The sequence below is a fragment of the Tardiphaga sp. genome (assembly GCF_041424195.1).
In the GTDB taxonomy this organism is placed as follows: Bacteria; Pseudomonadota; Alphaproteobacteria; order Rhizobiales; family Xanthobacteraceae; genus Tardiphaga.
The window spans coordinates 44,151-65,864 of sequence record NZ_JBGMOE010000090.1; the positions used below are offsets into that span (position 1 = coordinate 44,151).

Annotated in this window: 19 protein-coding genes; 9 read left to right on the top strand and 10 right to left on the bottom strand. The window is 63.4% G+C overall.

What is annotated here, in order from left to right:
• Nucleotides 1–104 precede the first annotated feature (104 nt).
• Nucleotides 105–761 carry an OmpA family protein gene (locus ACEK02_RS13790; RefSeq protein ID WP_371422245.1) on the bottom strand — a complete coding sequence of 219 codons (657 nt, stop codon included), beginning with the start codon at nt 759–761 and terminating at the stop codon, nt 105–107.
• Nucleotides 762–944: 183 nt separating this feature from the next.
• Nucleotides 945–2,429: a caspase family protein gene (locus ACEK02_RS13795; RefSeq protein ID WP_371422246.1), complete on the bottom strand. Its 1,485-nt coding sequence runs from the start codon at nt 2,427–2,429 to the stop codon at nt 945–947.
• Between the two features lie 259 nt (nt 2,430–2,688).
• On the opposite strand from ACEK02_RS13795, the gene ACEK02_RS13800 reads away from it, so the two are divergent.
• Nucleotides 2,689–3,501: an N-acyl homoserine lactonase family protein gene (locus ACEK02_RS13800; protein ID WP_371422247.1), complete on the top strand. Its 813-nt coding sequence runs from the start codon at nt 2,689–2,691 to the stop codon at nt 3,499–3,501.
• 4 nt (nt 3,502–3,505) lie between these two features.
• Here the strand turns inward: ACEK02_RS13800 and ACEK02_RS13805 are convergent, their stop codons facing one another.
• Nucleotides 3,506–3,979 carry a MarR family winged helix-turn-helix transcriptional regulator gene (locus ACEK02_RS13805; protein WP_371422248.1) on the bottom strand — a complete coding sequence of 158 codons (474 nt, stop codon included), beginning with the start codon at nt 3,977–3,979 and terminating at the stop codon, nt 3,506–3,508.
• A gap of 144 nt (nt 3,980–4,123) precedes the next feature.
• Between ACEK02_RS13805 and ACEK02_RS13810 the strand changes: the two genes are divergently transcribed.
• From ACEK02_RS13810 to hmgA, 4 genes are all read left to right on the top strand, one after another.
• Nucleotides 4,124–5,737, top strand: a complete 1,614-nt coding sequence (locus tag ACEK02_RS13810; protein ID WP_371422249.1) for an FAD-dependent oxidoreductase — start codon at nt 4,124–4,126, stop codon at nt 5,735–5,737.
• Nucleotides 5,734–5,949: a DUF2783 domain-containing protein gene (locus ACEK02_RS13815; RefSeq protein WP_371422250.1), complete on the top strand. Its 216-nt coding sequence runs from the start codon at nt 5,734–5,736 to the stop codon at nt 5,947–5,949. The genes ACEK02_RS13810 and ACEK02_RS13815 overlap by 4 nt, the downstream gene beginning before the upstream one ends.
• 161 nt (nt 5,950–6,110) lie before the next feature.
• Nucleotides 6,111–7,064, top strand: coding sequence for an MBL fold metallo-hydrolase (locus ACEK02_RS13820; protein WP_371422251.1), 954 nt, complete (start codon nt 6,111–6,113; stop codon nt 7,062–7,064).
• A 61-nt stretch (nt 7,065–7,125) separates the two neighbouring features.
• A complete protein-coding gene (hmgA, locus tag ACEK02_RS13825; RefSeq protein WP_371422252.1) occupies nt 7,126–8,472 on the top strand; it encodes a homogentisate 1,2-dioxygenase in 1,347 nt (448 codons plus the stop codon).
• Between the two features lie 116 nt (nt 8,473–8,588).
• On the opposite strand, the gene ACEK02_RS13830 is transcribed toward hmgA, so the two are convergent.
• Nucleotides 8,589–8,900 (bottom strand): DUF1272 domain-containing protein, encoded by a 312-nt coding sequence (locus ACEK02_RS13830; RefSeq protein ID WP_371422253.1) that lies wholly within the window; start codon nt 8,898–8,900, stop codon nt 8,589–8,591.
• A 77-nt stretch (nt 8,901–8,977) separates the two neighbouring features.
• The gene (locus tag ACEK02_RS13835) at nt 8,978–9,445 is read right to left on the bottom strand and encodes an Lrp/AsnC family transcriptional regulator (RefSeq protein WP_371422254.1); all 468 of its coding nucleotides are present in this window, start codon (nt 9,443–9,445) and stop codon (nt 8,978–8,980) included.
• Nucleotides 9,446–9,579: 134 nt separating this feature from the next.
• On the opposite strand from ACEK02_RS13835, the gene hppD reads away from it, so the two are divergent.
• Complete coding sequence (gene hppD / locus ACEK02_RS13840; RefSeq protein WP_371422255.1) at nt 9,580–10,704, top strand: 4-hydroxyphenylpyruvate dioxygenase; 1,125 nt, start codon at nt 9,580–9,582, stop codon at nt 10,702–10,704.
• A gap of 82 nt (nt 10,705–10,786) precedes the next feature.
• Here hppD and ACEK02_RS13845 read toward each other — a convergent pair whose 3' ends face one another.
• The 4 genes from ACEK02_RS13845 to ACEK02_RS13860 all read right to left on the bottom strand — a co-directional run bounded on the left by ACEK02_RS13845 (nt 10,787) and on the right by ACEK02_RS13860 (nt 15,797).
• Nucleotides 10,787–11,869, bottom strand: coding sequence for a CaiB/BaiF CoA transferase family protein (locus ACEK02_RS13845; RefSeq protein WP_371422256.1), 1,083 nt, complete (start codon nt 11,867–11,869; stop codon nt 10,787–10,789).
• A gap of 186 nt (nt 11,870–12,055) precedes the next feature.
• A complete protein-coding gene (locus ACEK02_RS13850) occupies nt 12,056–12,856 on the bottom strand; it encodes a xanthine dehydrogenase family protein subunit M (RefSeq protein WP_371422257.1) in 801 nt (266 codons plus the stop codon).
• Nucleotides 12,857–12,868: 12 nt separating this feature from the next.
• Nucleotides 12,869–15,223 (bottom strand): xanthine dehydrogenase family protein molybdopterin-binding subunit, encoded by a 2,355-nt coding sequence (locus tag ACEK02_RS13855; RefSeq protein ID WP_371422258.1) that lies wholly within the window; start codon nt 15,221–15,223, stop codon nt 12,869–12,871.
• An 88-nt stretch (nt 15,224–15,311) separates the two neighbouring features.
• Nucleotides 15,312–15,797 carry a (2Fe-2S)-binding protein gene (locus ACEK02_RS13860; protein WP_089266751.1) on the bottom strand — a complete coding sequence of 162 codons (486 nt, stop codon included), beginning with the start codon at nt 15,795–15,797 and terminating at the stop codon, nt 15,312–15,314.
• A gap of 230 nt (nt 15,798–16,027) precedes the next feature.
• On the opposite strand from ACEK02_RS13860, the gene ACEK02_RS13865 reads away from it, so the two are divergent.
• From ACEK02_RS13865 to ACEK02_RS13875, 3 genes are all read left to right on the top strand, one after another.
• Nucleotides 16,028–16,699, top strand: a complete 672-nt coding sequence (locus ACEK02_RS13865; RefSeq protein ID WP_371422259.1) for a 3-oxoacid CoA-transferase subunit A — start codon at nt 16,028–16,030, stop codon at nt 16,697–16,699.
• Complete coding sequence (locus ACEK02_RS13870; RefSeq protein ID WP_371422260.1) at nt 16,696–17,385, top strand: 3-oxoacid CoA-transferase subunit B; 690 nt, start codon at nt 16,696–16,698, stop codon at nt 17,383–17,385. Before ACEK02_RS13865 ends, ACEK02_RS13870 begins: the two co-directional genes overlap by 4 nt.
• Before the next feature lie 314 nt (nt 17,386–17,699).
• Entirely contained in the window at nt 17,700–19,745 is a 2,046-nt protein-coding gene (locus ACEK02_RS13875; protein WP_371422261.1) for a methyl-accepting chemotaxis protein, read from the top strand.
• Between the two features lie 156 nt (nt 19,746–19,901).
• Here the strand turns inward: ACEK02_RS13875 and atzF are convergent, their stop codons facing one another.
• Complete coding sequence (gene atzF, locus ACEK02_RS13880; protein ID WP_371422262.1) at nt 19,902–21,707, bottom strand: allophanate hydrolase; 1,806 nt, start codon at nt 21,705–21,707, stop codon at nt 19,902–19,904.
• Nucleotides 21,708–21,714: the final 7 nt, after the last annotated feature.

Consider the following 21,714-nt stretch of genomic DNA (forward strand, 5'->3'; position numbering starts at 1 on the left):
AATCTATACAGCATATCGGCGATCACCACAGCAAACAGCGTCCCGCATGGCGCGGAACGCAGTGGTGCGGCAATCCGCAGCAAGCTCGGAAGTGCCACCAGAATCTATTGGGATGCGGTGGTCTTGTTCGCCATATTCACCACCTGGACGCGGCGGTTGGACGGATCGGTCGGCGCAACGCCGGCCTTCGGCTTACCCTTGCCATAGCCGACGGTGACGAGATCGGCGCCGGCAATGCCGTATTTGTCCATCAGATAGCGCTTGATGGCATCGGCGCGGCGTTCTGACAGGTCCTGGTTATATTCTTCGCCACCAACCGCGTCGGTATGGCCGGCCACCACGAAGGTCGAGCCCTTGAGATCGTCGCTGCTCAGCGCCTTGCCGAGGGCCTGCACCGCGGATTGCGACTTCTTGCTGATATTCGCCGAATTGTAGTCGAAGGTGATTTCCAGATCGATCGCCGGCTTGGTCTGGGCGACGGTCGCGATCTGCTCGCGCTCGCCGACCGATAGCGACCGTGTGCTGCGATTGCGAAGGGAGTCGACGAACTTGCCTTCCGCCGCATTGACGGCCGGCTCGGCCGGCGGCGACATCGACAGGCCGCGGGTCAGCGGCTTCTTCGGCGCCAGCGCACGCAGGATCTGGTCGGAGGTCACTTCCTCGGCTGCGGCAGCGATGCCGGCCGTCAGCGACAGGGCACAGCCCATCATGGCGATCGTGCGAATGATGTTGAAGCCGGAGCGTGCGGATGTGGTCGACATGGGTTCACCCCTTCAGCTAGTCGCGCGAAACGCGCTTGGATCAATTCCAACCGGATCTGGTGCCGGATCGCGTCAGGATGGCTTCCGGCTTGCCCTCAATAGTGTCCTCTGGCGTGGCGCGGGTTCAAATCGCGCCTGCGATTTTCTTGCGACTTTCCTGCGAAATTCCGGTGACATCGGGAATTACCGGATGCCGTAGCCGGCAAATTCCTTGACGATGTCCGGGTCCATGGCCTTGGCATTGGTGATGTCGAGATCGCCTTCCGCGGTCTGGCCAAGGCGATGTTTCGCCAGGCCGCGCCCATAAAGCGACGAGGTCAGTTGTGGATTGATCTTCAGCGCAGCGTCGAAATCCGCAATCGCATTCTTGCTCTGGCCGTTCTTGAGATTGACGAGGCCGCGGCTGTCCAGCGCATCGACGAAATTCGGCCGCAGCCGCAGGGCTTCGTTGCAGTCCTTGAGCGCAGCGGCAAGGTCGCCGATCACGGTGCGGGCCCAGCAACGATTGTTGAAGGCTTCGACATCCTTGGAGTTCAGTTTGATCGTGGCGTCGAAATCCTTGATCGCGGCGGAATAGGCGCCCTTGCTGGCATAGACCTGCCCACGGCGATACAGCGCGCCGGCGTCTTCCGGATTATCGGTCAGCTTGACGTTCAGCGATTTGACGGTCGGATCCTCGGCCAGCGCCAGCAGGATCTTGTTCTCGTCGCGGGCAACTTCGGCGGTGACGGGGGCCATCGGGGCAGGCGCAACAGCGGGCGCCGGCGCGGGTGTCGCAGCAGGTGCGGCGGGAGCGACCGGCGGCGCTGCAGCGGCTTGCGGTATGGCGACGGGACCAGGGCGCGGTGTGGCAGCCGGCGCGGGATCCGCCGGCTTCGCAGCTACCACGGCAGGCGTTGCCGAACTCGCGCCTGGAATGAACGCGAAATCCTCCGCCAGCGACGAGGAAATCCATGGCACCTGTTCGCTGCGCGATGCGCGGGTGACGTTGACGCGGGTCCGGTTCAAGGTCTGCTCGGCGGTGAGATCGGGGACCCGGATTTCCTTCAGCAGTTCGCTGACAAACAACCCGCGATCGCCGCCGCTTTCGCTGACGACCGAGCTCAGCGCCGCCGAATACATCACCAGCGTGCCGCTTGGTGCGATTACCGGAGCGAGTCCGGCGGAAAAGCTGCGGAACCGGCGCTCGAACGGATTGCGGCGGGATGCATCCAGAAGCGCAATCTTGACGCCGGCGCCACGGCTGTTGATTTCGTTGAGCACGGTCTCGAGGCTGAAGCCATCGCGGCGCACGTCGGGCTCAGTCCAGATCTGGGCATCGACCGGGATCATGTAGCTCTGCCGCGCGGACTGGATGCCGAAGCCGCTGAAGAACACCAGCGCCACGGAGCCGGGCGTCACCTTGCCGTAGAATTTCTCCAGTGCCCGGCGCATGCCGTCGCCGCCGAGATTCTCGCCGGTATCCACCTCGAAACCGTCACGTTTCAATTCGGCAGCGATATCGCGGGCGTCATTGATCGGTTCTTTAAGCGGCGCCTCGGCGTCCGGGTATTTCGCATTGCCGATCACCAGCGCGATCCGGTGGGGGCGATCCTCCGCCGCCGATGCCTGCCAGATGGGCGTGGCGGCGAGCGTCAGGAGAGCGAGCAGAGCAATACGCATTTTCATAACGAAACCGGTCCAGACTCGAGGTCGCTGATCCCCATTCGGCTTGCGCCGCGGCGACACTAATCGACGCCATTCGCATTATCAAACCGGGGCGATCGCGGCTGTCAACGTGCGGTGCTATCGCGTCCATTCACCTCACCGCGTCCGGCGTTGTTTCTACGGCCCCGGTTCCCGTCATTCTGGTGGTTGGAACGGTTTGACCTTTCCCGGTGGCAATGGCTTGTTGCGCATAACGACGATCGGGAATGGGGCGAAACGAATGAGCGCGACTTACGAAATCTATGCGATCCGCTATGCCACGATGACGCCGCGGACGCCGCAGATGAACTATCTCGCACCCGATCCCCATGAGACCGCGGCGGCCGATCTCGATTATTTCGTCTGGCTGATCCGTGGCGGTGGCCGCGATATCCTCGTCGATACCGGCTTCAACGAAGTCGCCTCCAGGGAGCGCAGCCGCAAGCTCACCATCAATCCCATCGACGCGCTGGCCGATTTCGGCGTTCAGGCCGCGGATATCCGCGACGTCATTGTGACGCATCTGCATTACGACCATGCCGGCAATCTCGATCGTCTTCCCAACGCCCGGTTCCATTTGCAGGATCGCGAGATGAGCTACGCAACGGGCCGCTGTATGTGCAACGGGTTGCTGCGGCATCCGTTCTCGGCGGAGGACGTCACGCTGATGGTGCGTCACGTATTCAACGAGCGGGTCACGTTCCACAATGGCGATGGCGAGGTTGCCCCCGGCGTCACGCTGCACCGTGTCGGCGGTCACTCCGATGGCTTGCAGATCGTGCGCGTGCAGACCGCGCGCGGCCCCGTGGTGCTGGCGTCGGACGCCTCGCATTACTACGGCAACATGCAGCGCCGCAGCCCGTTTCCGATCGTCTACAATATCGGCGACATGTGTGACGGCTGGATCACCTGCGAGCGCCTTGCCGGCCATCCCGATCGTATCATTCCCGGCCATGATCCGCTGGTGCGCGAGCTTTATCCGCGCGTCGAGGGCACCAAGGCCGATGCCTATGCGGTGCATCTGCCGCCATCGCGCTCCTTCGTGCGCGACTAGTCGCTCAATAGGCGCCGGCCTTGTGACCGTGCCGGGTCTGCACGAGGTTGAGGCTGCGCTCGATCTTGCCGAGTGCCGCGCCAAAATCCTTGCGTTCCTGCGCCGTTAAACACGACAGAATGTCGCGTTCCTTGTGCAGCAGGCGCGGGATCAGTTCCTCGTAAAGCGCGTGTCCTTTTGCGGAAAGGCGCAGTTCGAAGGCGCGGCGGTCGTCTTCATTCTCGACCCGTTCGATCAGTTCGCGTTCCAGCAGGGCGGTGACCGCGCGGCTGATGGTGGATTTATGCGTGCGTGTGCATTGCGAAATGAACTGCGCGCTGCAGGCGTCGTCGCGAAAGCCCAGGGTGGCGATGACGCGCCATTCCGGAATGTCGAGCCCGTAGCGCGCCTGATATTCGTCCGAGAGCGCGGCGCTGACCTCCGCCGCCAGCCGGTTGAGCCGGAATGGAACGAACTGAAACAGGTCGAATTTCGCCACGGAGCCACCAATTCTGCTGTTGACGCCGCCACGGGTCCGGCGTTTAGATGGTTGCAAATGAGACTATCTTAGAGGGAGTGCGATCCGTTGGCCAGACCAGCGTTGATCCGAAAATGCATCCGGTTGCAGGACAGGGGCTGAGCCATGGCGCAGCATGTCCGCCAGTTTGCCTATCGCCGCCATGCCGATCAGGCACGGCCTGCTGTTGACGCGGCGCATCATCCGGTGGTGATCGTCGGCGCCGGCCCGGTGGGTCTGTCGCTGGCCATCGATCTGGCGCAGCGCGGCCAGCGCGTGGTGCTGCTCGACGATGCCGACCGGATCGGCGACGGCTCGCGTGCGATCTGTTTCTCCAAGCGCTCGCTCGAATTGTGGGATCGCCTTGGCGTCGCCCATCGCATGATCGACAAGGGCGTGGTGTGGAAGGTCGGCAAGATCTTTCTCGGGCCGGACATGCTGTACCAGTTCGACCTGCTGCCCGAGACCGGCCACAAGATGCCGGCCTTCATCAACCTGCAGCAATATTACGCCGAGTCCTTTCTCGTCGATCGCGTGCATCAACTGCCTGAGATCGATCTACGCTGGCGCAACAAGGTGATCGCGCTGGCCCAGCACAATGATCATGCCGAGCTCACCATCGATACGCCCGATGGGCCTTACACGCTGCGCGCCGACTATGTCGTGGCTTGCGACGGCGCGCGCTCCGGGCTGCGCAGCATGGTTGGCGCGGATTTCTCCGGCGAGGTGTTCGAGGATCAGTTCCTGATCGCTGACGTGAAGATGACCGCGGAATTCCCGACCGAGCGCTGGTTCTGGTTCGATCCGCCGTTCCATTCCGGCCAGTCCGCGCTGCTGCATCGCCAGCCCGATGATGTCTGGCGCATCGATCTGCAGCTCGGTCCCGATGCCGATCCCGTAGCGGAGCGGCAGCCGGAGAAGGTGCGCCCGCGGATTGCGCGCATGCTCGGTCACGACGATTTCGAGTTCGAGTGGATCTCCGTCTACAAATTCCAGTGCCGCCGCATGCAGCGCTTCCTGCATGAGCGCGTGATCTTTGCCGGCGACGCCGCGCATCAGGTGTCGCCCTTCGGCGCGCGGGGCGCCAATTCCGGTCTTGAAGATGCCGAGAACCTCGCATGGAAGCTGGCGATGGTGCTGGCCGGCGACGCGCCGGCGTCGCTGCTGGCGAGCTATGACGCCGAACGTGGGCCGGCGGCGGACGAGAACATCCGTGCCTCGACCCATGCGACGGATTTCATCGCGCCGCATTCGAAGCAGGAGCAGCGCATGCGGCAGGCCGTGCTGTCGCTTGCCAAGGAGGCCGATTTCGCCAAGCGCATGATCAATGGCGGGCGATTGTCCGTGCCGTCGGTCTACCAGACGCCGCTCTCGACGGCCGATAGCGACGACTGGTCCGTCGGTCCTCAGCCGGGCGCGCATATGCCGGATGCACCGCTCGCCACTGACGACGGCGCGCATGTGTTTCTTTCGGAATGTTTTGCGGGGGCGGGTCGCGGTTTCACCGTATTGCAGTCGGGTGGTCAGGCGATCGAACTGCCCGAGGGCGTGGCCCGTCTGGTCATCGGCGACGATGCGGCGCTGCGCGACGAGGCCGGGCTGTTCAAGGCGCGTTATGGCGCCGAGCCGGGTGCCGCCTATCTGCTGCGCCCCGATGGTTATGTCGCCGCGCGCTTCCGGTATCCGACATCGCAGGCGATCAAGGCTGCGGTGGCGCGTGCCTGCGGGAGGCCGTCATGACGGCCCTGTCGACGGCGTCCAATTTCGCCAGTCCCGACGACGCCTATCGCGCGATCGTCGAGGCGCATCGCGGATTGACCGATGACCAAAGCGCGGCACTCGACACGGCGCTGGTGCTGATCCTCGCCAATCATATCGGCGATGCCGCTGTGCTCGGTGATGCGATTGCGCTGGCGAAGCGACGGCTGCCGGATGTGAGGGATGGGAAATGACAGAACTCGTCATTCCGGGATGCACGCAAGTCGCGCAGCGACTGCAGTGCAGACCCGGAATCCCGGAGTGATGAACACATCAAGATTCCGGGTTCGCGTGCGGCTGACGCCGCTCGCGCCCCGGAATGACGACGAGCTCTAAATTTATAAAGGACTTTGAAATGACCAAGGGTTTCGCATCCACCACCGACATGACCGAGAAGAAGGTCACCTTCTCGGAGATCGGTCCCGATCTCTACGCCTTCACGGCCGAGGGCGATCCGAATTCGGCGGTCATTGTCGGCGATGACGGTTGTATCGTGTTTGACGCGCAGGCAACGCCGGCGATGGCCAACAAGGTGATCGAGCGCGTCCGCACCGTCACCGACAAGCCGATCAAATATGTCGTGCTGTCGCATTACCACGCGGTGCGCGTGCTCGGCGCGTCCGCCTACAAGGCGCAGGGCGTGGTCGCGTCGCAGGAGACCTATCGGCTGGTGGAAGAGCGCGGCCAGCAGGACTGGGATTCCGAATTCGGGCGTTTCCCGCGCCTGTTCCAGGATGCCGGGAGCATTCCCGGCCTGACCTGGCCGACGCTCACCTTCGAGGGCGAGATGTCGATCTTCCTCGGCAAGCGCGAAGTGCGTCTGATGCAGCTCGGCGCCGGTCATACGTCCGGCGATATCGTTGCCTGGGTGCCTGATGCCGAAGTGATGTTCTCCGGCGATCTCATCGAATATCATTCGGCCTGCTATTGCGGCGATGCGCTGCTGCGCGAATGGCCGTCGACGCTCAACGAGATCCGTGCGTTCAATCCGAAGGCCATTGCGCCGGGCCGCGGTGATGCGCTGAAGGGGCTGGAGACGACACGCGAGGCGATCGCGATGACGCGTGACTTCGTGATGTCGCTCTACGGCGCAGCCGAGATGTCGGTCGCCAAGGGGCGCAGCCTGAAGGAGACCATGGGGGCAACCCGCGAGGTCATGGACAAGAAATTTTCGAGCTTCGCGATTTACGAGCACTGCCTGCCGTTCAACGTGTCGCGCGCCTTTGATGAAGCCTCGGGAATCGACGACCCCGTGATCTGGACCGACAAGCGCGACCGCGAAATGTGGGCGGCTCTTCAAGGCGCATGATCCCGAAAAGTGGATGCCGGTTTTCGGCCGAGATCATGCGCAAGACAAAGCGGAGGATGAGATGAACATCAACACTTCACCCGATCTGATCAGCCGTGCGACGTCCAACGTCACGCCGGGCTACATGTCCGGCTTCGGCAATTCATTCGAGACCGAAGCGCTGCCCGGCGCGTTGCCCATCGGCCGCAATTCGCCGCAGCGCTGCGCTTACGGGCTCTATGCGGAGCAGCTCTCCGGCTCGCCTTTCACGGCGCCGCGCGGCAGCAATGAACGGTCCTGGCTGTATCGCATTCGCCCGTCAGTGAAGCATTCCGGCCGCTTCGAGAAGGCAGACGCAAAATTGTGGCGCACCGCGCCGTGCCACGAAAACGATCTGCCCATCGCGCAATTGCGCTGGGACCCGGCGCCGATCCCGAAAGAGGACATGACCTTCCTGCAGGGCGTGCAGACCATGACCACGGCCGGCGATGCCGGCACCCAGGCCGGCATGGCGGCGCATGTCTATCTGATTACGAAATCCATGGTCGATCAGCACTTCTACAATGCCGACGGCGAGATGATGTTCGTGCTGCAGCAGGGTAACCTGCTGTTCGTCACCGAATTCGGCCGCATCGATGCCGCGCCGGGCGAGATCGTTGTGATCCCGCGCGGCGTCAAGTTCCGCGTCGAACTCACGGGTGGTGCGGCGCGCGGCTATCTCTGCGAGAACTATGGCGGTGCCTTCACGCTGCCGGAGCGCGGTCCCATCGGGGCCAATTGCCTCGCCAATGCGCGTGACTTCCTGACGCCGGTGGCCGCCTATGAGGACAAGGACACGCCGACCGAGCTCTATGTGAAATGGGGCGGTGCGCTGTTTGTCACCACGCTGCCGCATTCGCCCATCGACGTCGTCGCCTGGCACGGCAACTACGCGCCGTATAAATACGACCTGCGCACCTTCTCGCCGGTGGGTGCCATCGGCTTCGATCATCCGGATCCGTCGATCTTCACGGTGCTGACCTCGCCCTCGGAAACCGCAGGCACGGCCAATATCGATTTCGTGATCTTCCCCGAGCGCTGGGCGGTGGCGGAAAACACCTTCCGGCCGCCGTGGTATCACATGAACATCATGTCGGAATTCATGGGCCTGATCTACGGCGTCTATGATGCCAAGCCGCAGGGCTTCACACCGGGCGGCATCAGCCTGCACAACATGATGCTGCCGCACGGGCCGGATCGCGAAGCCTTCGATCACGCCAGCAATGGCGAACTGAAGCCGGTCAAGCTCACCGGCACCATGGCCTTCATGTTCGAGACCCGCTACCCGCAGCGCGTCACCGAACATGCGGCAACCTCGGCGACGCTGCAGAGCGATTACGCGGATTGCTGGAAAGGTTTGGAGAAGCGGTTCGATCCGAACAAGCGGTGACACGCCGGCCGTAGGATGGGTAGAGCGCAGCGAAACCCATCGACTGCAAGCTCTGACAATGATGGGTTTCGCGAAGACGCTCTACCCATCCTACGACGCCATCAAGTTGACGTGCCTCACCGCTCCTCCGGCGGAATATCCTTGATGCGGGCCGAATGCGCCGCGATATCCTCGAGGCTGTAGGACAGATGCACGCGCTTGTCCGACGGCGGTCGCTTGGCGACTGACAGGCCTGGGCGCCATTCGGTGGCCGGCCGGATCGGGCGTGGCGCAAACCCGCCTCCGCAGTTCGGGCAGACATTGTGGAGCCTGGTCTCCACGCAATCCGCGCAGAAGGTGCATTCAAAGGTGCAGATGCGCGCATCGCGTGCCGCGGGTGGCAGGTCCTTGTCGCAATATTCGCAGTTCGGCCGCAGCGCCAGTGCCATTGATGTTATCCTACCGATTGATTTCCGCGATCTTCGCAGATCGTGAAGCCGGTGAGAACGTCGATTGTGCAGCGCTGTCAGCTTTTCAGCGGCAGTTTCGATGTTTCCTTCAACCGATCCAGCACGATCGACGAGCGCACATGCGCTACGCTCTGATGCGGCATCAGCACATTGTTGACGAGATCGGACAATCCCTTGAGATCGCGCAGCACGGCCTTGAGGACGTAGTCGGCATCGCCGGTCAGTGAATAGGCCTCCTGCACCTCGTCGACCCGCTGCACCAGCGTGCGGAACTTCTTGGCATTGTCCGGCGAGTGGGTGGCCAGTTGCACCTGGATGAAGGCGATGACGTTGAAGCCGAGCGCTTCGGATGAGAGGTCGGCGTGATAGCCGGAAATCACCTTCTCCTCCTCGAGCCGCATCCGCCGCCGCGAGCATTGCGAGGCGGACAGTCCGACGGCATCGGCGAGCTGCTGGTTGGTCAGCCGGCCGTCATTCTGGAGTGCGGCCAGCATCTTGAGATCGAAAGCATCCACCGGGATCATGCGTCAAAAGCCTCATTCATGCGTGAACCGTGCATGAATGTCGCATATTCCATTCCAATTTGCATGCACCTTGCGCCGTAAACGACCGACACTCCAGGCAAGCGATAACAGCAAACCAGCTTCGGGAGATCACCATGGGTCCGTTTCCGCATGATGCGCCGGCCGCGACCATCTCGGCACATAATCCGATGGGTACCGACGGCTTTGAATTCGTCGAATACGCGCATCCGAGGCCCGAAGAACTCCACGCCCTGTTCAAGCTGATGGGTTACGCGCCCGTCGCGAAGCACAAGACCAAGAAGATCACCGTCTATCGCCAGGGTGACATCAACTATCTCGTCAATGAGGAGCCCGGCACCCATGGCTTCAATTTCGTCGCCGCGCACGGTCCCTGCGCGCCGTCGATGGCGTTCCGCGTCGTCGATGCGCAGGCGGCCTTTGACCGCGCGATTTTGCTCGGCGCCGAACCGGCCGATGCTACATCGGCGCAGAAGACGCTCGACGTGCCCGCCATCAAGGGCATCGGCGGCAGCCTGCTGTATTTCGTCGATCGCTACGGCGCCAAGGGCTCGGCCTATGACCAGGAATTCGAATGGTTGGGTGCCAGGAATCCGCGGCCCGAAGGCGCCGGCCTGTTCTATCTCGATCACCTCACCCACAACGTTCATCGCGGCCGCATGGATGTCTGGACCGGCTTCTACGAGAAGCTGTTCAACTTCCGCCAGATCCGCTTCTTCGACATCGAAGGTCGCGCCTCCGGCCTGTTCTCGCGCGCGCTGACCAGCCCCGACGGCAAGATCCGGATTCCGATCAACGAGGATGCCGGCGACGCCGGCCAAATCGAGGAATATCTCAATACGTATCACGGCGAGGGCATCCAGCACATCGCCTGCGGCGTGACGGATATCTACACGACCATCGAGAAGCTGCGCGCCGACGGGCTGCCCTTCATGCCGGCGCCGCCGGACACCTATTTCGAGAAGATCGACGCGCGGCTGCCCAAGCATGGCGAAGATGTGCCGCGCCTGCAGAAGAACGGCATCCTGATCGACGGCGAGGGCGTGGTCGAAGGCGGCGAGACCAAGGTGCTGCTGCAGATCTTCTCGGCCAATGCGATCGGGCCGATCTTCTTCGAATTCATCCAGCGCAAGGGCGATGATGGCTTCGGCGAGGGCAACTTCAAGGCGCTGTTCGAGTCGATCGAGGAAGACCAGATTCGGCGCGGCGTGCTACACGTGGCGGACAAGACCGCGGCGTAGTCTCCGACCTCTCAACCGTCATGCCCGGCCTCGTGCCGGGCATGACCTCGAGAGATCAGAGGGTAATCATGAGTGGCTGCGATTACGCGCCCTGCCATTCCTTCACCGCATCCCCCAGTTCCACCTTCACAGCCGGCCTTGCCGCCGACGGCGTGCGCGAGAACCGCGGTGCGGGTGCGGGCTGTGTCGCGCCCTCATGCTGGATGAACACTTCGCGTGCCACCATATGCGGATGCTTTGTCGCCTCCGACATGGTCAGCACCGGCGCGAAGCACACATCGGTGCCTTCCATGATCCTCGACCACTCGTTGCGACTTTTGGTCTTGAACACTGCGGTCAGCTTCTCCTTCACTGCGGCCCAGTTTGTCGGGTCCATGTGATTGTCGTAGCAGGCCTCCGACAGCCCGGCGAGTTCACGCAGTTCGGCATAGAATTGCGGCTCGATGGACCCGATCGAGATGAAATTGCCGCAGCTGCATTCATAGACGCCGTAGAAATGCGCGCCGCCGTCCAGCATGTTGCTCTCGCGGGCTTCCTTCCAGCGGCCCGCCGCCGTCATGTCGAAGAACATGGTGATCAGGGATGCCGCGCCGTCGCACATGGCGGCGTCCACCACCTGGCCCTGGCCGGAGTGGCTGGCTTCCAGCAGGGCGGCCAGCATGCCCATCACCAGATACATCGAGCCGCCGCCGAAATCGCCGACCAGATTGAGCGGGGGCACGGGCTTGTCGGCGCCGCCGATGGCCGCCAATGCGCCGGTGATGGAGATGTAGTTGATGTCATGACCGGCGGCCTGTGCCAGCGGACCGTACTGGCCCCAGCCGGTCATGCGGCCATAGACCAGCTTCCTGTTGCGGCCGAGCACGACATCGGGGCCGAGGCCGAGGCGTTCCATCACGCCGGGGCGATAGCCTTCCACCAGCGCATCGGCGCCATCCAGCAACGACAGCACCTGTGCGATGGCAGTCTTGTCCTTGAGGTCGACCTCAATGACCTTGCGGCCGCGTGACGCAGCGCCCTTCGGCATCTGCTTCGGGCGCACCAGCGTGATTACCTCGGCGCCCATATCGGCCAGCAGCATGCAGGCGAACGGGCCCGGGCCGATGCCTGCGAATTCGACGATGCGTGTGCCCTTCAGTGGGCCCGAGAGTTTGTTATCCTGCACGTGCGTTTCCCGTGTTGTTGTCCGGCGCTGCGCCGGTTCATTACGGAAAACTGTTACCGGGCCATGCCGTCAGGGCAAGCGCCTTGTGGCCGCAGCAATGCATGCGGCTATGCGCGGGCGGTGCACAATGCTGTACCGGGAGCAGGATGGGTTTCGCTACGCTCTACCCATCCTGCGGCTCCGAGCCTACCTCGCTGCTTCCACCGCGCGCTGTGCCATCACCTTGATGAGATTGGCGCGATATTCCGCGGAGCCGTGGATGTCGCCCATCAATCCGTCGGCGGAAATCTTCACGCCATCCAGCGCGCCGGCCGACCAGTTCGCTTTCAGCGCCGCCTCGATGGCCGGCACGCGCATCACGCCGCTCTGTGACGCGCCGGTGGCGGCGACGCGGACCTCGCCGGACTTCGTCTGTGCGACGAATACGCCGGTGAGTGCGAAACGCGACGCCGGATGGCGCATCTTGGCGTAGCCGGCCTTGGCGGGAATCGGGAACGACACGGATGTGATGATCTCGTCCTCTTCCAGAGCGGTCGAGAACAGGCCCTGGAAGAAGTCGTCGCTCTTGATCTCGCGTTTGTTGGTCTTGATCGTGGCGCCCAGCGCCAGCACGGCGGCGGGATAATCGGCGGCGGGGTCGTTGTTCGCGATGGAGCCGCCGATGGTGCCGCGATAGCGCACGGCGGGGTCGCCGAGCACGGAGGTCAGATGCACGATGGCCGGGATTGCCTGCTTGGCCGCGGCGCTCTGCGTGATGTCGTAATAGGTCGTCGCCGCCCTGATGATCAGTGCGTCGGCCGTTGCCTCGATGCCGATCATGTCCTTGATCCGGGCGAGGTCGATCACATCGGATGGTGCTGCAAGACGCTGCTTCATCACAGGGATCAGCGTATGGCCGCCGGCGAGATACTTCGCCTCCGGATGTTTGGCGAACAGCGCTGCGGCTTCATCGATGCTGGCGGGGCGGTGATAAGTGGTCTCATACATGATCGCTCTCCCTTATTCCGCGGCCTGCTGCAATTGCAGCGCTTCCCAGACACGGCCGGGCGTTGCCGGCATCTCGATCTTGTTGTGGCCAAGTGCATCGGTGATGGCGTTGATGACGGCGGGTGACGAACCGATCGCGCCGGCCTCGCCGCAACCTTTCACGCCAAGTGGATTGCCCGGGCAGAGCGTCGTGGTGTGCGACACCCGGAACGATGGCACGTCGTCAGCGCGCGGCATGGCATAATCCATGAACGACGCCGTTACCGGCTGGCCGTTGTCGTCATAGACCGCGCTTTCCAGCATCGCCTGCCCGATGCCCTGGGCGAGGCCGCCATGGACCTGACCTTCGACAATCATCGGATTGATCAGCCGGCCGAAGTCATCGACGGCCACGAAGTCGACGATGTCGATCTTGCCGGTGCCGGGATCGATCTCGACCTCGCAGATATAGGCGCCGGCCGGGAAGGTGAAGTTGGTGGGGTCGTAGAACGCGCCTTCCTTCAGGCCGGGCTCCATGCCGTCCGGCAGGTTGTGCGCAGTGTAGGCCGCGAGCGCGACCATCGGCAGCGCGATCGCCTTGTCGGTGCCCGCCACCTTGAACTCCCCATTCTCGATGACGATGTCGCCCTCGGAGGCCTCCAGCAGATGCGCGGCGATCTTCTTCGCCTTGGCTTCCACCTTCTCCATCGCCTTGAAGATCGCGGACATGCCGACCGCCGCCGAGCGGGAGCCATAGGTGCCCATGCCGAACTGCACTTTATCAGTGTCGCCGTGCACGATCTGAACCTGATCGACGGAAATGCCGAGCCGCCCGGCGACCAATTGCGCGAAGGTCGTCTCGTGGCCCTGGCCGTGGCTGTGCGATCCCGTCAGCACTTCGATGGTGCCGACCGGATTGACGCGGACTTCGGCGGATTCCCAGAGGCCGACGCCGGCGCCGAGCGAGCCCACCGCCTTGGACGGCGCGATACCGCAGGCCTCGATGTAGCAGGAGAAGCCGAGGCCGCGGAGTTTGCCGGCGGCTTTGGCCTTCGCCTTGCGCGCGGGGAAGCCGGCATAGTCGATGGCCTTCAGCGCGGCATCGAGCGAGGCGCCGAAGTCGCCGATATCATAGGCCATGATGACGGGCGTCTGATGCGGAAACTGCGTCACGAAGTTGATGCGGCGCAATTCGGCCGGATCGACCTTGAGCTGCCGCGCCGATGTCTCCATCAGCCGCTCCACCAGATAGCTCGCTTCCGGGCGTCCGGCGCCTCTGTAAGCATCGACCGGCGTGGTGTTGGTATAGACGCCCATCACCTCCGCATAGATGGTCGGGATGTTGTACTGGCCCGACAGCAGGGTGGCGTAGAGATAGGTCGGCACCGAGGACGAGAACAGCGACATATAGGCGCCGAAATTGGCGTGGGTCTTCACCCGCAGGCCCAGGATCCTGTTGTTGGCGTCGAACGCCATCTCCGCATGCGACATGTGATCGCGGCCATGGGCGTCGGTGAGGAAGGCCTCGGTGCGGTCACCGGTCCATTTCACCGGGCGGCGCACTTTCTTCGAGGCCCAGAGTGCGACCATTTCCTCGGGATAGATGAAGATCTTGGAGCCGAAGCCGCCGCCGACGTCGGGGGCGATGACGCGCAGCTTGTGTTCTTGTGCCACATTGTAGAACGCCGACAGCACGAGCCGCGCCACATGCGGATTCTGCGAGGTCGTATGCAGCGTGAAGTGCTCTTCCGCCTCGTCATATTCCGCGACGGCCGCGCGAGGCTCCATCGCATTCGGCACCAGCCGGTTGTTGGTCAGGTCCAGCGAGACCACATTCGCGGCCTTGCTGAAGGCGTCATTGGTCGCCTTCTCGTCGCCGATCGCCCAGTCATAGACCACATTGCCCGGCGCTTCCGGATGCAGTTGCGGCGCGCCCGAGGCGAGTGCTGCGGTCATGCTGCTGACGGCGGGCAACTCTTCGTACTCGACGACGACGGCTTCGGCCGCATCTTTCGCCTGGTTCTTGGTCTCGGCGATCACCACGGCGACTGCCTGACCGACGAAGCGCACCGTGTCCGGCGCCATCGCCGGCCATGCGCCCATCTTCATCGGCGTGCCGTCTTTCGAGGACACCGCCCAGCCGCAGATCAGGTTGCCGATCTTGTCGTCCACCAGTTGCTGCGCGGTGAGCACGTCCACCACGCCCGGCATATCCTTCGCCGCGGAAGCGTCGATGCCCTTCACTTTCGCATGGGCATGCGGACTGCGGATGAAATGCGCGTGGGTGAGGCCGACGATCTTGACGTCGTCGACATAGCGGCCGCGGCCGGTGATGAAACGCTTGTCTTCCTTGCGCGCAACGCGTGCGCCGATGCCTTCAACGCCCATCTCATGGGTCTCCCTGCCGGAGTTTTTGATTGTCCGCGCTTTCCATCGAAAGGCGCGGTTGGCTCAGCTCAGATCAATGCGCTGCGGCTCATTCAGCCGCTTGCGCAACCTTCATGCGTCCGGCGGCGTCGAGCACCGATTTGACGATATTGTGGTAGCCGGTGCAGCGGCAGATATTGCCTTCGAGCTCCTGGCGGACCGTCTCCTCGTCGAGATCGCCCGCATGCCGGTTCACGATATCGATCGCCGACATGATCATACCCGGCGTGCAGTAGCCGCATTGCAGGCCGTGATTGTCGCGGAACGCCGCCTGCATGGGATGTAGCTGGTCGCCTTTGGCGATACCCTCGATGGTGGTGACATTGGCACCGTCGATCTGGCCGACCAAAGTGGTGCAGGACTTCACGGCCTTGCCGTCGATATGCACGATGCAGGCGCCGCACTGGCTGGTATCGCAGCCTACATGGGTTCCGGTCAGATTGAGATTTTCGCGGAGCAAATGGACGAGAAGGGTTCTGTCTTCGACCGTGGCAGAGACCGATTTGCCATTGACCGTCAGTTTCACTGTGGACACGCAGACCTCCCGATATTTTTTAATTGGTCTAATTAGAAGCGCGGGCCGGGGAGTTTGCAACTAGCATTTTGGTGGGGTGCTTCACCCTCCCCTTCAGGCGAGGGTAGGCGCGTATCCCTCCTGCAAATTTGGGCCTTCAACTTCCATGCCCGCAATGCTCTAGTCGCCGCGCAATAAATGCCGCAAGCGATTGCGGCCAATAGCAATTCCGCGACGAGGAGTTTTGGGGAGTGATCGATAAGCGTGTAGCCAGCCCGGCCGAGGCCGTGGCTGGGGTGAAGGACGGGGCAGTCGTCCTGGTGGCAGGGTTCGGTACTGTCGGCATTGCCGATGATCTCCTGGAGGCGCTGCACGAACAGGGCGCGACCAATCTCACCATCGTCCATAACAATGCCGGCAATGGCGATACCGGCCTGGCCCGCCTGATCAATTCCGGCCGCGTCAGCAAGGTGATCTGCTCCTATCCGCGCTCGGGCGATTACAGCGCGTTTCTCAATGCCTATCGCAACAAGACGCTCGAACTGGAACTGGTGCCGCAGGGCATCATCAGCGAGCGCATGCATTGCCATGCGGCGGGGCTCGGCGGTTTCTTCTCGCCGGTCACCGCGCACACGAAGCTCGCCGAGGGCAAGGAAACCCGCGAGATCAACGGCGTGCTGCACGTGCTCGAACAACCGCTGAAGGGCGATGTCGCGCTGCTGCGCGCCAGGAAGGCGGATCGCTGGGGCAATCTCGTCTACAACCAGTCGGCCCGAAATTTTAATCCGATCATGGCCATGGCCGCCGATCTCAGCGTCGTGCAGGTGGACGAGATGGTCGAACTCGGCAGCATGGATCCCGAAGCGGTGGTGACGCCGAGCATTTTCATCGATCGTATCGTGGTCGTAGGAGCAAAGGCATGACGTCGACTTACAAGCCGCTGAATCGTGACCAGATGGCCTGGCGCGCCGCGCAGGACCTGCAGGAAGGTGCCTATGTCAATCTCGGTATCGGCATGCCGACGCTGGCGGCGAGCTATGTGCCGGGTGGTCGCGAGGTGATCTTCCACAGCGAGAACGGCATTCTCGGCCTCGGGCCGAAGCCGGAGCCCGGCATGGAAGACGAGAACCTGATCGACGCCGGCAAGAGCTACACGACGCTGATCAAGGGCGGTGTGTTCATGCACCATGCCGACGCCTTCCTGATGATCCGCGGCAAGCATCTCGATGTCAGCCTGCTCGGCGCCTTCGAAGTCTCGGAAGCCGGCGATCTCGCCAACTGGACCACGGAAGACCCAAGCTTCCCGCCCGGCGTCGGCGGCGCGATGGATCTGGCAGTCGGCGCCAAGGAGATCCGGGTCATCATGGATCACACCGACAAGAAGGGGAAACCGCGCATCCTCAAGACGTGTAGCCTGCCGTTGACGGCACCGGGCTGCGTCAAGCGCATCTACACCAATCTGGCGGTCATCGACGTTACGGAGCAGGGCCTGTTCGTGCGCGAGATGGTCGAGGGCATGACGCTGGAGCAGTTGCAGGCGCTCACCGAGCCGAAGCTGCAGCTCGCCAACAACTGGCAGTCGCTGACCCCGCCGGCGATGGCGGCGTAGTCCAAACGCGGTCATTCCGGGGCGCGCGGCGAAGCCGCACGGACCTCAGCCACTCCAACTGGAGTGGCGGGGATTCTCGGGGTGGCTTGGCTCTCCGAAGATTCCCATGTCGGGATTCCAGGTTCGGTCCCGCCGCCTACGGCGTCGGCCCCGCCCCGGAATGACGGCGATCTCGTTCGCCTGCCGCGCAACCTCCAGAAGTTCCGGTATCCGTTTACTCGTCCTTAGCCAATGTGCCGTAGGTTTGGGCATCGGCTTTGCGCGCGCTTGCGCGCGATGACCGGGATGTTGGGAGTGATGAACGGGGGCCCCAGGTGGCAACGACGACGCTTGTCCGGAAGAAGCCGGCTTCTTTTAAGTTTCCTGCCCTCAGGTTTCGCGCCAAGGTGACGCTGGGCTTTGCGGCCGTGCTCGCCATCTCCGCGCTCAGCATGGTGCTGGCTTATGTCGGCTTCGAGCGCATCTCGTCCGGCGTGGTGTCGTATCGCACCAGCGTTGCGGAGTCCGGTCTGGCCCGCAATATCGACCGCGAACTGACCTCCTATCAGGCGCTGACGCGCTATTACGTGCTCACCAGCCGTGAAGAGGACGCGAAGGCTGCGAAGGCTGCGGAAGCGAGCCTGAAAGACGCCATCGATCAGTCGATGAAGGCGACCAGGGATTCTGCGCGGCTCGACAAGATCACCAAACTGTCCCGCGAATTCACCACCTTCACCAAGGTATTCGCGGACATCCTCGCCTTGAAGGGGCAGAACGACACGATCGCATCGACCCAGTTGTCGCGTACCAGCCTGATGCTGCGCAACAAGATCGACGATCTCGGCGACACCGCGACCATGGCCGGCCTTGCTTCCGTGCAGGATCAGGTCAAGGAGATCACGACCCAGTTCATCACTGCGACCTCGCTCGTGAATACCTATATCGGCAAGGCCGAGGACAAGACCTCGAATGCCGCGACGGCCCGCATCAAGTTCCTGCAGAACTCGTTCGCGACGATCTATGCCAATGACGACAAGATCAACAACAAGGTGAAGGAAATCACCGCGGACACGAAGCTCTACGCCGAGGCCTTCGTCAAGTTCGTTGAGAACACCAAGAAGGTCGACGGTCTCGTTCAGGAAATGTCGGAGACAGCGGCAGCGATCACCAAGCTGTCGTCAGGAATGAAGGCGGACCTGCTGTCCGATCAGCAGCGACTTGAAAACGAGTCCGACGCCACGATCCACGACACCGAACGTCAGGTGATGGTGCTGGGTGTTGGCGGCTTCATCGTCGGTGCCATCCTTGCGCTGCTCTTGGGGCGCAGCATTGCCGGCCCGATGATCGCCATGTGCGCGGCGATGCGCAAGCTTGCGGCCGGTGATTTCGAAGTCGTGCTGCCGGGTCTCGGCCGCCGCGACGAACTCGGCGACATGGCGTCCGCCGTGGAAGAGTTCAAGGTACAGGCCATCGCGAAGGCCGAGCGGGATGCCGCCGCACAGGAAGAGCAAAGCCGCGAGGCCGGTGCGGCGCGCCGTGCCGAACTCATTCGCTTTGCCGACGATTTCGAGTCCGCCGTGGGGGCGATCGTTTCGAACGTGTCGGCATCGGCAGGTCAACTGGAAGTCGCAGCGGGCACGCTGACGCGCACCGCCGAGACCACCGAAGGATTGTCGAGCCGTGTCGCCGGCGCTTCGGATGAAGCCTCGTCCAACATGCAGTCGGTGGCGACCGCGACAGAGGAGCTTTCCCTCTCGGTCAATGAAATCGGCCGCCAGGTCCAGACCTCCAGCAAGATCGCTGACAGCGCCGTGGTGCAGGCACAGCAGACCGATGCACGCATCGGCGAATTGTCGCGCGCCGCGCAGCGCATCGGCGACGTCGTCGATCTCATCACCGCGATCGCGGAACAGACCAATCTTCTGGCCCTCAATGCGACCATCGAGGCTGCGCGTGCAGGAGATGCCGGCCGCGGCTTCGCGGTTGTCGCGTCCGAAGTGAAGTCGCTGGCCAGCCAGACCGCAAAGGCGACCGAGGAAATCTCGACCCAGATTGCGGGCATGCAGAACGCGACGCAGGAGTCGGTGGCGGCGATCAAGCAGATCGGCAGCACCATCGGCGAAATTTCGGGCATCGCCTCGGAGATCGCCAGCGCCGTCGAGCAGCAAGGCGCAGCCACGCGCGAGATCGCGCAGAACGTCCAGCGTGTTGCGCATGGTACCCAGCAGGTTGCCGGCGACATCGTCGACGTCAATCGCGGCGCGACCGAAACCGGCGCGGCGTCAGCTCAGGTGCTGAATTCGGCGCAGACCCTGTCGAGCGAAAGCGCGCGCCTGCGCGCCGAACTCGATCGCTTCATGGGCAATATCCGGGCGGCCTAGTTCTCTTGCCTCTCCCGGCTCGCGGGGAGACCCGACCGGCGAAGCCGGTCGGCTGAGGGGCAGCCGCCGCATGCGCGTCAGCAAGTGGAGCGAGAGCCCCTCACTCCAGCCCTCTCCCAGCAAAAGCGCGGGGCGAGGGAGCGCACGCGCCGTGCGTTATTTGGCTTGCGCCATATAGGCCCGCCATCCGCCAAACGACGAAATATCGCGCGCATCTTCCGTTGCCTTGGCTTCCACCAGGAAGCCCTTGACGCTCGATCCGTCGGACAGTGTCAGCGTGCCGATCGACATCGGCTGCGGAAGCGATGCAACGAATTTGCCGAAGGCCTCTGCCGACAGCGCCCAGACTTCGACGGCGATTTCCGTGCCCGAGCCGGGCGCGACGCGCAGCAGGCCGGGCTTCGGCGGCGTGGTGCCGTTCAGCGCATAGAACCTGTAGTCGGGCGCCGTCGTCGTGGCTTTCAGCAGGCGCGCATTCAGCGCCTGCAATTCGCCATTCAGCGCCATCCCCGACAGATGCGCGCCGACCACCGCGAGGCCGATCTCGCCATCAGCGAGCTTGTCCGAGAGCGGCGCGAGCGCCGGCTGCGGCAGGGCCCTGGCGCCGACGGGCAGTTTGGTGTCGGCGTGAAACACCCGGCCGATACTGGCCAGCAGCGCGTCATCGCCGCCCGGCGCCAATAGCGTGATGCCGAACGGGATTCCGTCTGCGCGCATGGCGGCGGGAATGGCGAGGCCGCAGAGGTCGAGCAGATTGACGAAGTTGGTATAGGTGCCGAGCCGGGAATTGAGCTCGATGGGATTGGCCAGCACCTGCGCCGTCGTATAGGCGGTCGGCGCCGTCGGCAGCACCAGCGCGTCGAGAGCCGTGAAAGCCTGTTCTGCGACACGCTTGAGATCCTGCAGCTTGTAGAGGGCCGCAAACGTATCGGTCGCGCTCTGGCGTGCACCGGCGATGGTGATCTCGCGCGTCACGGGATGGATCGCATCCGGTGCCGATGCCAGCAGATCGCGGATCACCAGCAGGCGCTCGGCCACCCACGGGCCATCGTAAAGCAGCCGCGCGGTCTCATAGAACGGCTCGAGGTCGAACTCGACCAGCGTCGCGCCGAGCGAGGTCCAGCGCTTCAGCGCGTCCTCATAGGCTTTCTCCGAGGCCTTGTCGCCGAAGAAGATCAGCTGGCCGTTGCGCGGTACGCCGAGCTTGAGACCCTTCGGAAAGGCGGTGAGCGAACCCGGCACCCGCTTGCGCGAATAGGGGTCATGCGCGTCATAGCCGCCCATCACATCGAGCGCAGCCATCGCATCGTCCACCGTGAGCGTGAAGATCGAGACGCAGTCCAGCGTGCGGCAGGCCGGCACCACGCCAGCGGTCGGGATCAGGCCGAGGCTCGGCTTGAGGCCCACAATGTTATTGAGCATCGCCGGCACGCGGCCGGAGCCCGCAGTGTCTGTCCCCAGCGTCAGTGGCACGAGGCCTGCGGAGACCGCAACGGCAGAACCTGAGCTCGATCCGCCCGGCACGAGATCGTCGCGGATCGCATTCTTCGGAATGCCATAGGGCGAGCGCACGCCGACGAGGCCAGTCGCGAACTGGTCGAGATTAGTCTTGCCGATGATGATCGCGCCCGCTGCGCGCAGCCGCGCCACGGCACTGGCATCGCGCGTGGCGTTATAGGCGAATGCGGGACAGGCCGCGGTGGTCGGCAGGCCGGCCACGTCGATATTGTCTTTCACGCCCACCGGCACGCCATAGAGCGGCAGCGTGGCGGGATCCTTCGCAGCGAGCGCCTCGGCCTCGGCGATGGCCTCGGCCTCAACGCGCAGCGTGATGAAGATGGCAGGATCGCCGCGCTCGCGGATGCGCTGATAGCTGCGCGCAACGGTCTGTGCGGGCGTCAAGGTGCCGGCGCGATGCGCGGCAACGATGGCGGCAATGGTTTCGGGAACGGACTCACTCACGATGCAA